Annotated in this window: 12 protein-coding genes; 6 read left to right on the top strand and 6 right to left on the bottom strand. The window is 69.9% G+C overall.

Annotated elements, in window-relative coordinates; genetic code table 11:
* Nucleotides 1–8 precede the first annotated feature (8 nt).
* The 4 genes from STRIP9103_RS36845 to STRIP9103_RS36860 form a co-directional block, all read right to left on the bottom strand.
* Complete coding sequence (locus tag STRIP9103_RS36845; RefSeq protein WP_009332437.1) at nt 9–617, bottom strand: superoxide dismutase; 609 nt, start codon at nt 615–617, stop codon at nt 9–11.
* A 216-nt stretch (nt 618–833) separates the two neighbouring features.
* On the bottom strand, nt 834–1,253 hold the full coding sequence (locus tag STRIP9103_RS36850; protein WP_048821646.1) for a helix-turn-helix domain-containing protein: 420 nt from the start codon (nt 1,251–1,253) through the stop codon (nt 834–836).
* Nucleotides 1,254–1,328: 75 nt separating this feature from the next.
* Nucleotides 1,329–1,946 carry a sigma-70 family RNA polymerase sigma factor gene (locus STRIP9103_RS36855; RefSeq protein WP_009332443.1) on the bottom strand — a complete coding sequence of 206 codons (618 nt, stop codon included), beginning with the start codon at nt 1,944–1,946 and terminating at the stop codon, nt 1,329–1,331.
* Between the two features lie 180 nt (nt 1,947–2,126).
* Nucleotides 2,127–2,783 (bottom strand): hypothetical protein, encoded by a 657-nt coding sequence (locus STRIP9103_RS36860; protein ID WP_009332435.1) that lies wholly within the window; start codon nt 2,781–2,783, stop codon nt 2,127–2,129.
* Nucleotides 2,784–3,041: 258 nt separating this feature from the next.
* On the opposite strand from STRIP9103_RS36860, the gene STRIP9103_RS36865 reads away from it, so the two are divergent.
* Together STRIP9103_RS36865 and STRIP9103_RS36870 are read left to right on the top strand one after the other, a co-directional pair.
* A complete protein-coding gene (locus STRIP9103_RS36865) occupies nt 3,042–3,500 on the top strand; it encodes an SRPBCC domain-containing protein (protein WP_009332449.1) in 459 nt (152 codons plus the stop codon).
* Nucleotides 3,497–3,862: an ArsR/SmtB family transcription factor gene (locus STRIP9103_RS36870; protein ID WP_048821647.1), complete on the top strand. Its 366-nt coding sequence runs from the start codon at nt 3,497–3,499 to the stop codon at nt 3,860–3,862. Before STRIP9103_RS36865 ends, STRIP9103_RS36870 begins: the two co-directional genes overlap by 4 nt.
* Here the strand turns inward: STRIP9103_RS36870 and STRIP9103_RS52915 are convergent, their stop codons facing one another.
* Entirely contained in the window at nt 3,863–3,991 is a 129-nt protein-coding gene (locus tag STRIP9103_RS52915) for a hypothetical protein (protein ID WP_258539666.1), read from the bottom strand.
* Between the two features lie 1,615 nt (nt 3,992–5,606).
* Between STRIP9103_RS52915 and STRIP9103_RS50310 the strand changes: the two genes are divergently transcribed.
* From STRIP9103_RS50310 to STRIP9103_RS36880, 3 genes are all read left to right on the top strand, one after another.
* Complete coding sequence (locus tag STRIP9103_RS50310; protein ID WP_141594769.1) at nt 5,607–5,915, top strand: hypothetical protein; 309 nt, start codon at nt 5,607–5,609, stop codon at nt 5,913–5,915.
* A gap of 241 nt (nt 5,916–6,156) precedes the next feature.
* Nucleotides 6,157–7,746 carry a glycosyltransferase gene (locus STRIP9103_RS36875; RefSeq protein WP_078614175.1) on the top strand — a complete coding sequence of 530 codons (1,590 nt, stop codon included), beginning with the start codon at nt 6,157–6,159 and terminating at the stop codon, nt 7,744–7,746.
* 42 nt (nt 7,747–7,788) lie between these two features.
* Nucleotides 7,789–8,010, top strand: a complete 222-nt coding sequence (locus STRIP9103_RS36880; RefSeq protein ID WP_009332446.1) for a hypothetical protein — start codon at nt 7,789–7,791, stop codon at nt 8,008–8,010.
* A gap of 257 nt (nt 8,011–8,267) precedes the next feature.
* Here the strand turns inward: STRIP9103_RS36880 and STRIP9103_RS36885 are convergent, their stop codons facing one another.
* Nucleotides 8,268–11,228, bottom strand: a complete 2,961-nt coding sequence (locus STRIP9103_RS36885) for an AAA family ATPase (protein ID WP_048821649.1) — start codon at nt 11,226–11,228, stop codon at nt 8,268–8,270.
* Nucleotides 11,229–11,379: 151 nt separating this feature from the next.
* Here STRIP9103_RS36885 and STRIP9103_RS52290 point away from each other — a divergent pair.
* On the top strand, nt 11,380–11,731 hold a 352-nt coding region (locus STRIP9103_RS52290), incomplete at its 3' end, for an ATP-binding protein (RefSeq protein ID WP_009332439.1).

The raw sequence follows: 11,731 nt of genomic DNA on the forward strand, positions 1-11,731 counted from the left end.
GGGGCGGATCAGGCGCCGGCTGCCGCGGTGTAGCGGGCGGCGACGTCTTCCCAGTTGACCAGGTCCCACAGCTTGGTGACGTAGTCGGGGCGGACGTTCTTGTACTGCAGGTAGTAGGCGTGCTCCCAGGCGTCGAAGACCAGGAGCGGGGTGGCTCCCTGGCCGACGTTGCCGTGGTGGTCGTAGACCTGCTCCACGATCAGGCGCCTGCCGAGGGGTTCCCAGGCGAGCACGCCCCAGCCGGAGCCCTGGACGGACGCGGTCGCGATGGTGAGCTGTTTCTTGAACTGCTCGAAGCCGCCGAGGTGTTCGTCGATGCCGTCGGCGAGGGCGCCGTCGGGGCGGTCACCGCCGTCCGGGGAGAGGTTCTGCCAGAAGATCGAGTGCAGGACGTGGCCGGAGAGGTTGAAGGCGAAGGTCTTCTCCAGGCCGACCAGGCCGGTGGGCGTGATCTGGTCCTTCTCGCGGGCCTCGGTGAGCTGCTCGAGGGTGTCGTTGGCGCCCTTGACGTAGGCGGCGTGGTGTTTGGCGTGGTGCAGTTCCAGGATCTGCCCGGTGATGGCCGGCTCCAGCGCGGCGTAGTCGTAGGGCAGATCGGGAAGCGCGTAGGTGCCCATCAGGCACGTCCCCTTTCCGGGTGAGTGATCGTCAGGGGACAGCCTATGCCTCTATTGCGAATAGCTTGCAACAACGACTGAGATGCATCAACATGATCTGTGGCGGGGTCGGCCCGTCAGTCTTCGGTGTCATGGCGCCTTCCGTCCGTCGGCGCATCCTTCCTGGAGAGTGATCGTCTTCTCACCCGGCGCCCGCCGGATCCGGCCGACCCCGCTTCACCGCCTGCCGGTGTGCGCGTCGGCCTTCCCGGCCGGGTGGCGCAGCATCAGCTCCCGCGCGTGCTGCCGGCGCGTGGCCGCCGTACGGCCGTCCAGAAGCCCGGTCCCGGCGCGGAGGAAGGCGCCCGCGCACACCGAGGCGAGCCGTCTCGGCCGGGCGGAGAGAGCGGCGATGACGTCGGCGGTCTCCCGACCGACCTCCGGGACGTCCGCCAGAGATGTGTCCGGTACGAGCGCGAGCCCGCTGGAGGCCCGGACGGGTGTGCCCTCAGGGGCCGTCAGGACGTCGTGGCGGAAGCCCTCCTCACCGGCGCCGGCGAGGACGTCCGCAGGGCCCGAGAAGGTCAGGCTCCGGACGCCGTAGAAGAGCGGGATCACGACGAGATGCCGCTGTCCGCTCGCGTGCGTATGTGTCATCGACCCTCGCTCGAACTTGAGGTGTCGGGGTCCGGGGTGTCGGGACAAGGCGCCCCGACACCCCGCGCGGGTGTCTCAGGCCGCCGCCGGCGCGGCGATCTGTTCCGCCTCGTCCAGCAGGCCCATGAGGGACGCCCGGGCACGGGCCACGCGCGAACGGACCGTGCCGATCGGGCAGTCGCCGACCTCGGCCGCCTCCGCGTAGGGCAGGCCGACCAATTGGGTGAGGATGAACGCCTCCCGGCGCTCGTCGGGCAGAGCGGCCAGCAGATCCAGCAGGGCGATGCCGTCGTCGAAGCCGGGCAGATCGCACGGCTGAGCCAGTTCGACGGCCAGTTGCCAGTCCGGTACGTCGGACAGCCGGGGCCGCGCGGCGGCGTGCCGATAGCTGTCGATGACCGCCCGGCGCGCGATGGACAGCAGCCACACGCGCGCCGAGGAACGGCCCTCGAACCGGTGCAGGCTGCCGAGCGCCCGCAGGAACGTGTCCTGGGCCAGATCGTCCACGGCCTGGGGATCGCCGCACAGATGGGCGACGTAACGCTGGACGTCTCGCTGCAGCGCCCGCACGAACCGCTCGACAGCGTCGGCGTCCCCGCCGCGGGCGGCCAGGGCCCAGGCGGTTATCGACTCGTCCGCCGACGGCGTCGGATCGGACGTGTGGTGGGAGGTGGGCAGGGCAGAGGTGATCACCTGGTGTCCTTCTCGGATCCGTGATCCGGACCGGGGCGCGCGAGGACGCGGTCGGTCCGGTGAGTGGGGAAACGGCCCTACGGCACGCAGGCGCGACGACGCGCACCCGCTACGGCGCCTGTGTGGTCATACGGCCGGGGCCCGAGGCGCACCTGCGCGGCCTCGGAAAACCAGCTGTCGTCAGATGACAGCCAGGTGCGCAGGAGGCCCCCGAGAGGTGATCGAGTGGACGAGAAGCCGAAGGCTCGGCGCCCGGTCCGAACGCGGACGCCCGCGACGGACGCGCGAGCGGTCCGGGACAGCGGGCAGCGCGAGCAGCAGCCGCAACGGTGCCGCCAGCCATCCGGCCACGGCCCGCAGGATGCGGAAGGCGGCCTTCTCGCCGTAGGCCAGCCACAGGCCGCACAGCAGCGCGGCCAGCAGGTGGGCGGCGAGCATGCCCGCCGTCGGCGAGCCGGCGACCGCGGAGTGGTTCATGGCATGCGTGTGGGCCATGTCCATGGAGTCCATGTGCGTCGAGCCCATGTCCATGGCTCCCATGCCGCTCATGTCCATGGAGGTCGTAGCCCCGGACGGCTCGGTCGCCGACTGGGCGAAGGAGAACGCCTCGTGCAGTGCCGTCTGGGCGGCGACCACGACCGTCACGATCAGCGGAAGGCCGCGTTCACGCCCGGCCAGGGACCAGCCCGCCACGCCCGTCGCAACGGCTCCGGCGGCCAGCGGCCAGGCGGACACATGACTGCCGGACATCATGACGTGGCCCAGGGCGGCGAGCAGCACGCACACGGCCGCGAAGACCACGGCCCGTACCGTGCGAGAACACCACCCTGCCGTCATGACGCCTCATCCTTGCATCCGGACGTCGCTGGTCATGGGGCGGTACGGAAATCCACAGGGGACCACACTCAATCCCCAGCGCGTGATCCAAGTCACCGCATCACGCCGGAACTGACAGGGTTTCCACCCGACTTCTGGGAGAGAACACGCCCGTCACTGGCCCGCAACGAACATCCAGCCGTGCGCAATCGAGAGGTTGCACGTACTCGCAGGAACGTGCAACCTTCGGGTAGCGCATTCTGATGAGATGAGGTCTCAATGCTCTCCAACACGATCGAACGCGCCATCGTGATCAACGCGCCGGTGGAGCGGGTCTGGACAGTGCTGACCGAGCCCGCGTTCCTCGGCCGCTGGTTCGGCAACGGCGAACCCGTAAAGATCGAGCTGCGCCCCGGCGGACTCCTGCTCTTCGACCACGGCGTCCACGGCACCATCCCGGCCCGGGTCGAGACGGTCGAACCGCCCCACGCCTTCTCCTGGCGCTGGTCCCAGGGCACCGCCGGCGAGGAACCGACCGGCTCAAACGCCACCCTCGTCACCTTCACCCTCACCGCCGACGAGACCACGGGCGGAACTCGCCTCACCATGGTCGAGAGCGGCTTCGCCCGCCTTGGCCTGCCGACCGACGAAGCTGCCGCCCGCCACCGCGCCAACAGCCAGAACTGGCCCGGCAAGCTGGACCAGTTGTGTGTGCAGTGCGAACGCGCGGCGGCATGATCCGCGCGGATGACGAGGAGAAGGCGCCCGAGGACGTGCTGTTGGCCCTGGCCGACCCGGTCCGGCGCCAGATCCTCGACACGCTCGTGCGTTCGGGGGCCGAGACGGCCACGTCCCTCGCCGCCCCGCTGACCGTCACCCGCCAGGCGGTTGCCAAGCACCTGGCCGTGCTGGAGCGCGCGGGTCTGGTGCGCAGCCACCGCGCAGGACGGGAAGTCCGCTACAAGGCGGACCTGCAGCCGTTGCAGCGGGCAACTCGGTGGCTGGACTCCCTCGCCGAACAATGGGACAGCCACCTCGAAGCGATCAAGGCGCTGGCCGAGCAGGACGATCCCAGCCCCGGTCACGCGAACGACCGGTGATCAGGAGGCGCGGCCACTGCTCGGGCGCATCACCACCGCGAGGGTCCTGACCGGTGTGCTGCGCTCGAAGCGCAGGGTGAACGACACCGGACCGCCCGCCCGCCATCGCTTCTCGGGCTGCAGCGTCACGTCCGCCCACTGCGCCACCGGCCGGGCCGCCGACCTTCTCCATCTGCACCACAGCAGCGTCGCCCGCCGACTCACACAGCTCGGAGCCCCCGCACATCGAACTCCCAGAGCCCACCGGATTGACACGGGCCAGACTCGCCCTCACCGCATGGCGGCGACTCAGCGACCGAGGAAGACCCACCCGTCACCCCACGAACCCGCACACGGGGCGCGCTTGATCTCGTGCCTGCGGGATCCGGCGGCGTCGGCACCGTCCGTTTCCCCCGTCCCGGACAGCTGCGGAGCCCCAGCGATCAAGGCGACCCGCTCGTCCGCCAAGCCGCCCCGTCGACCCAGGCCGTCACGGCCGAAGGAGGGTGGCAAGTGGGTCCACAGACGGCTCTTCCCATTCCCTGTGTCCCATCAGCGTCCCGACTTGTGTGTCCAGCCCCCGCGCGGATCGCTGATTACGGCCCCCAGCGACCGTGCACCCACGCATCCGCCCAGGTCAACGCGTCGGAAACCCCCGCAGCCCGCGCCACCGTTGAACTCACGAGCAGCGGATTCGATCCGTTCGCCCAAAGTCCTGAATCCGCACGCCTGCTGAGACGTTCCGCAGGTCACAGGCCTGTCTGGTGGGGCGGGTGGGACTCGAACCCACGGCCGACGGATCATGAGTCCTTCGAGGATCTTGGCGACCCCTGCCGATCAATGCTCATCGTGGCCGTTTCACCAGGTCAGACGCTGTTTGGCGCCACATTCCTTCTCGGTCCTCGTCGGTCTTTTCCGATCCTTGTGTCCAACCTGCGTCCCGAACGCGTCCCGGAAGGACAAGCCGGTTGCGCGCGGAGACGATCGCCGCGGCTCGAAAGCGGACTTCGAACCCACCCGCAGCGGATTTTCATTCCACCGTCCAGAGGCTCCGCCCCGGCACTGGGGGAGCCTCTGCGGCCGTTCCCACAGTTGATACTGCTGTCGCCGACAGCCGACAGCAGTATCGGTCACCTCCACTCAGGCGGAGAGCACGGTGTCGGCGGCGGCTGAATCACGATTCACCCGTCGCCGACACGGGCGCCGTACCCCCCCTCGGGCCGTCCCGGCTACGCCGAAGTCGGACTCGCGCCCCGGCCCTCTGGGTCGTTTTCCCGCACGGGCCGTTTCCCCTGCGCTCAGCTCGGGGCACGGCAGCATGCCTGTGCTCCTCGTCCCGGTCGTCTGCGCCCGGTTGGGGTCCCAGAACCCACGCCTCGCTTGCCGAAAGACATAGAGGCACCCCTCCCGAGCCCCCCTCCCGAGCCGCCCCTGCCGCCCGCACGACAGCCGTCGGACGGACAGACGAGGACACGACGGTTCGCGTCCGGTTTCCCTGTACTTAGCCGCTGACCGGCCGCGAGCGCCGAAGTAGCCGCTCACAGCTGACACGATTCAAGGCAGCGGCACGCGGAATGAGCGCGGAAACGGAGGAGCGAGAACATGGTTGACATCGCGAGACAGGACGCAGGCCAGGAGGCGACACGCAGCCCCTCCTCAACCTGACCTGTCCTGAGGTGTTTTGCGCGTCGCGGATCGAAGGCGGGCCCTCGTTCTTGGCCCGTCCCCGGGGTTTCCGTTCATCAACGCCGGTGCCGCTGCCGCGTTGAACACCCTTGACACGATCCGCGTGAACATCCTGCGCAACTGGACGACCGGCCTTTGCGCTGGTCTACAGGACCAGCATCGGCGCCGATGTCGTGCAGATCGTGAACGCGGTGTCACCGCCGGTCGGTCCGAAAGTGGAAATCCCTCCGGTCGGGACATCGCGCTGAACAGTGGGAAATCGCCGACCGACCGCGGCATCCCGGCGAGTGACCCGTACGACGTTGTTCGGGCCACGTCGGGCAGCGGCAAGGCGGACAACAACCGCCGGCCGGGCAGTCAGTACCACTCGGACGCCCTGGAGAAGTAGCAGGCGCTCCACATCCCCGCACCCGCGTCAAAGCGGGAGCGCTGCGGAGCTGGTGACGACGAACCAGCCCTGCCCGGACATCTGCATGTGTTCCCGGCGCCCTGCGCCGCTCGAAGGGGCAGCCCACCCAGGCCCCGAAACGCCGAAACGCCGAAAGCAGCGTGCCGCACACCCCTGCCCGGGTGCGCCATGTCGCGTTGCGATCCGGCCTCTCCTTGCACATCGGAAAGTCTGATATCTCATGAATGTTCTGGTCGCCACGTTATTGATCGTGGCGGCGGCCCAGTTGGCCGCCATCGTCACGCTGTCGCGAAATCCACACCCCACAGCGCGGGAACAGCGTTTCCCGACAACGGTCCACGCCCTCTGCTTCGGCACGGCCTTGCTGGTGAGCGTGGCCTTCGGGGGCTCCTTGGAGTTGGGCTTCGTCACCGCGCTCGCCATGATGGCGCTCAGTTTCCTGGCACGTCGGCGGCTGACCGCCTTCCGGCCTGTTGGCACCCTGTTCGTTGTGACCTGTGCGTTCCTGAGTGTCCTGCCGGTGGTGTGGCTGGTGCCGTTCGCGGCAAAAGCGATCGACTCGGGCGTGAGCACCGTGACCGTCGTGTTGGTCACGATCAGCTCCGTATTGACCATCGTCTGCCTCCCCTCCGACCTGCTCGACGAGGTCACGGGCTCCGAAGTGCTCCTGCGCTCCCGGTGGCGCAGGGCCGGGGCGACGGCGCGCCCTCGTCGGTCCGGCTTCGCGCCGATGGCCTCCGTGCAGCTCCCGATCCACGCCGAGCCGCCCGAGGTGGTCATGGACACGCTCGACGCGCTGAGCATGCTCGACTACCCCGACTACGAAGTGCTCGTCATCGACAACAACACCACGGACGAAAGCCTCTGGCGGCCCGTGGAAGAGCATTGCGCCCGGCTGGGACCGCGTTTCCGGTTCCTGCACGTGGAGGGGATCACCGGCGCGAAGGCCGGCGCGCTGAACTGGGCACGGCCCCACATCGACCCTCGCGCGGAAGTGGTGGGCGTGGTCGATGCCGACTACATCGTCGAACCCAACTGGCTGGCGGACACCGTGGGGTACTTCGAAGATCCCGAGACGGGCTTCGTGCAGTGCCCTCACGCCTATCGGGACTACGAGTCGTCGGCCTTCACGAGGATCGCCAACGCCGAGTACGCCCTTTTCTTCGCCGCCCGCATGGTCGCGCTCGACGAGAACGGGGCAGGCCTCACCGTCGGCACGATGTCCACCATCCGCCTGGCCGCCCTCGACAAGGCCGACGGGTGGGCGGAATGGTGCCTGACCGAGGACTCCGAGCTCGCCATCCGCATCCACGCGAGTGGGTACAAGTCGGCCTATCTCAAACATCCGTACGGCCGGGGGCTCGTCCCGGAGACCTGGAACGGCTACAAGAAGCAGCGGTTCCGCTGGACCTACGGCCCGGTGCAGGAGATCCGCGCTCATGCGCACATGTTCCGCCCCGGTGCGGGGCGGACCGGCTCGCACCTGAATGTCACGCAGCGGATTTACCACGCCAACCACGGTCTGATAAACGCCCTCCGTGGCGTCCGGTTCGCCGGGCTGGCGGTGCCCCCGGCCATGCTGCTGTCCATGATCGCGTCGCACGATGACGTGTGGCCGGTGCCAGTGACTTGGTACGTGCCGTTCCTCTTCGTGATGGCGGGCAGGCGGCTGCTGCAATGGACGGTGTACCGCAAGGTCATGGGCTTCACCGCACGCGAATTCGCCGGAGCCGTCCTGGCCCAGCGCGCTCTCTTCTACGTGATCGGGAAAGCGGCACTGATCGCGATGTTGAACCGGCCGGCCAGCTAGAACCGGACCGACAAGTTCCGCCGACTGCAATCCAGGATCCAGGTGTTCAACAGCGCCGGTGCGGAGACCGTCCTCGCCGTGCTCTTCCTCCTCTTCGCCGTCCTGTCGGTCACCGCGCTGCCCTTCGGCGTCGTCTCGGTGGCCATGACACTCACTCTCCTGTACCAGGCGGTCAGCTTCAGCGCGGCACCGGCGCTGTCGTACCTGGCGGAGCGCGAGATACGCAAGAACCGGGCGCCCGCGCGCGTCCCCGAGCCGGCGTGATGTGACTGAACGGGCGAGCCCCCGCCGCAGGGCGGTTTTCGGGGGCTCGCGCGGACAATCCGGGCCGCTACCGCTTCCCGAACCCGACGAAGGCCACCCAGGCGGGGGCGTCGAAGATGAGGGTGCTGAGGGCGAGGTCCGTCCGCACGGCCCGCAGCCTGCTGCGCCACAGCCTGGAGCCGGGTTCACGCCTTCTTCCGCCGCTGCCGTGAGCACGTGGGCGGCCGGGGTGGCTCGGGGGCGAGGGCCGTGCCGTGTCAGAGCGAGTCGGTGAGTACGGCGGTGACGAGTTCGGTGCGGGAGCGTTTTCCCGTGCGGGCGAACAGCCGGGACAGGCGCCGGGCGACCGCGTCCTCGGTGAGCCGTAGGACGGTGGCCATCTGGCGGGTGGTGAGTTGCTCGGCGAGCAGGGTGGCAAGCAGGTGGTCGTTCTCGGCGGTGGTCTGCTTGCGGCCGGGGACGGTCAGTCCGGCCTCTCGCAGCGCGGTCCTGGTGTGGAAGCGCCACAGGGTGGCGCCGGTCGTGCCGAACAGTTCGTAGGCCTCGTGCAGCAGCGTGGCCGGGACCGCGCCCGTGGTGGCGGCGGCTACCAGGGTGGTCGCCGTCTCGAAAGGCAGGCCGCGGGTGCGAGCGAGGTCGACGGCCTCGCGCAGGTTGTGGCGGGCGGTGTCGGGTGCTTCTTGTCGCAGGATGCGGGCCGAGGCCAGCAGGTGCCGAAGGCGGGACCGGTCGGTGCCCGTTCGTGGGGCGATGCGCTCCAGGTGGTGCAGGCAGGCCATCGCCTCGGCGGTGTGCCCCGCCCCGGCCGTCACCTCTGCCAGCAGGGCCCACAGCTCGTCCGTGCCGTAGACCTGGTCGTGCGCCTGTGCCGTGGTCAGCGCGCTGCGCAGTGTCTTTTCGGCGCCGCCCAGGTCGCCGAGGGCCATGAGCACTTCTGCTTCCGATGCGTGCAGTGCGCACTGAGGCGGGCTCCCTCCGGGACCACGCACGCCCTCCACGAGCTGGAGCGCGCTGGTGATGCGCCCCCGGGCGAGGAGGATGGCCGTCGTCCGCGCGGGAAGCGGCGAGCTGTCCGACACCGGGGTTGACTGGACCTCGTCGTTGGCCAGCAGCCGACGGGCCGATTCCAGTGCCTGGTCCCACCGGCCCGTGAGGTGATCGAAGAGGAACCGGCTGAGCGGGGGCAGCATGTGCACGGTCAGGCCGGCGGTCTCCAGCAGGGTTTCGGCCGCGTTGAGGTCGTAGCCGGTGAGCAGGGTGTCGAACATGCCGCCGGGCAGCGAGTACACCTTGCCAGGGGGCAACTCCGGAGCGTCGTGCATGGCCAGTTCGCGCCGGTAGGATTCTGGCCGGCCCATTGCCAGATCGGCCATGGCTCTGAACCGGCCGGGCGCCGCACGTGCGCGTGGGCTGGTGTTCCACACCGTCTCGGTCCGTTCGAGCAGTTCCGCTGTCTCCCGCCATCGCGAAAGGTGGCACAGGGCCAGGGCCTGGCCGGTCACCTTGGCCAGGGCGGGTATCGGCAGTCCGTTCCACCAGTGGGTGGTCGCGAGCCGGGACATCGTGGGCCAGTCGCGTTGGTTGGCCGTGACCGCCACCACAAGGCAGGCGGCCTCCTGCAGGTCGAGGTCGCTCAGCGTCGGTCCCGGGTCGCGCAGCAGGGATTCGGCGGCGGCCTGTGCGGTGGGGTAGTCGCAGGCCAGGTAGGCGGCTGTGCCGTACCGCTGGAGGACGAGATCGCGGGCGTCGGCGTGTTCGGTCAGGTCACGGGCGGCCCGCAGCCACCGCAGGACCCGCCCGTCATCGGTGCCGGGCCGTATCTGCTGGGCGGCGGCCGTCAGTTCGGCCACCGCGCGTTCCCGGTCGACCAGGCTGCCCGCGTCCGCGATACGGTCCGCGCGGTAGGTCAGGGCGTTCGTCTCGTCGAGGAGGCCCGGCGCTGGGGGGATCGCTGTTCCGGCGTGCTGCGAGTCCGCGTTCTTCCAGAGGACCTCGACCGCGGTGGCGGACAGCCGGCTGCGTTCCACCGGGCTCAGCCGCTCCCGGACGGTGTGCGCGGCCAGGGGAAGGCGGAAGGTCCAGCCTCGCACCATGGTCCGGTCCGGTCCGGGCAGTTCGTCGATGATGCCCGCCTCGACCAGGCGGCGGACACCGTCGATGACAGCGTCGATGGACAGGCCGGTCCAGACCGCGGTCAGCTGAAGGGCCGGCCGGCCGAGTGGTCCCAGGATGCTCAGCGCGGCGGCCACCGCGCGCGCAGGCTCGCCAAGTCGGTCCAGGGCCGTGACGAACCGGTCGTCGGCGGGCAGCACCGGTACCGTCGTCCTTGCGGGTATGAAGGCGTGGCGGTCGGCGACCCGGATCACGCCTCGGCGCGTCCAGCCGGTGAGCAGGGCCTCGACCGCTCCCGGGACACCGCGCGTCAACTCGCCCACTCGGCGCGCCAGGTCGGCGTCCGCTTCAGCCTGCAGCCACCGCGCCACCAGAGCGGTGGTGTCGCGCGGTCCCAGCGGGAACAGGACCACTGCGCGAGACCCCTTGGCGCCGGCCGCACCTTCACGGCCTGAGGCCCGGGGCCCTTCGGTGTTGAGCCCCTGGTGTGGCGTGTCCTCGTACACGGGTGCAGGGGTGTTTGTTCTCGTGCCGCCCGCGCTCGGTGCGATGTGCCAGGCGGCCGACACCACCAGCCGGACACCGGGGGCATCGATCCGGCTGAGCGCGGCCAGGGAGTCGGGATCGGCGTGCTGGGCATCGTCGACCAGGACCGTCACCGGTGCGCAACGGGTGAGAGCGGCGCGCAGCAGTGCCTCCATCGCCGCCTGGTCATGCCGGTCCACGGCCGACAGCGCCCGGGCAACCAGCCCTGCGGCCGACCGGCGGCCTTCCGGGTCGGACCGGCGCTCCTCCAGTGCCATGACCAGTCGCAGCGCCAGCAGCAGCGGCCGGTCGCCGTCGCCGTCGCCGGGGACACAGTCCACAACGTATACGGCGATTCCTTTTGTTCGCAGTCGCTCACCGGTCGCGTGCAGGAACGCGCTGCGGCCCACACCGTGTTCGCCTCGCAGGAAGACAAGGCGCGGGCCGCCGGGGTCGCTCAGAAGGCCATCGATCTGTTCCGACTCGCGCTCGCGGCCGAGCAGGCGGTTGCCGGTGCGGTCCATGCGGGCGGGCCTGCCCCAGCGGTCCGGTGCGTTGGTTCCCGGCCTCACAGTCACCATCCAGTTTCCGAGGTATGCCCTGGCGGGTGATGAACACGGCCGTGTCCGGCTGCGTACCCGTGCCCGGAAAGGCGTCAGTGCACTGACCATATGGGCCGCGCCGTCACGCCCCGCACCGCCACCGGTTGCGGAGAACGAACGAGGTGGCACCGTGAGGGAACAGCGTGGAGCGGTCATCGGCAGAGACGACGACGTCCGCGCACTGGCTGACACCCTTCGCGCCACCGGTGAAACGGCGCGCGTCCTGCTGGTCACCGCGGGGGCGGGGATGGGCAAGACGACCATCCTGGAGCAGGCACGGCGTGCGGCGGCCCAGGACGGCGCCTCAGTGCTGCGGCTCGGTTGGGAGGGCGAGGACGACGACTCCCGGGACACGGCCAACGCGATCGCCGTCACCGCCGGACCCAGCCTGGTCCTCGCCGACCCCGAGAACTGCCTGGCGACTCTGCCCACCGCCGAGAGGTCACAGCTGCGGACCGCGGCGCGGGCGAGCGGGGTGGAGG

This window comes from Streptomyces ipomoeae 91-03, assembly GCF_000317595.1.
Lineage (GTDB): Bacteria > Actinomycetota > Actinomycetes > Streptomycetales > Streptomycetaceae > Streptomyces > Streptomyces ipomoeae.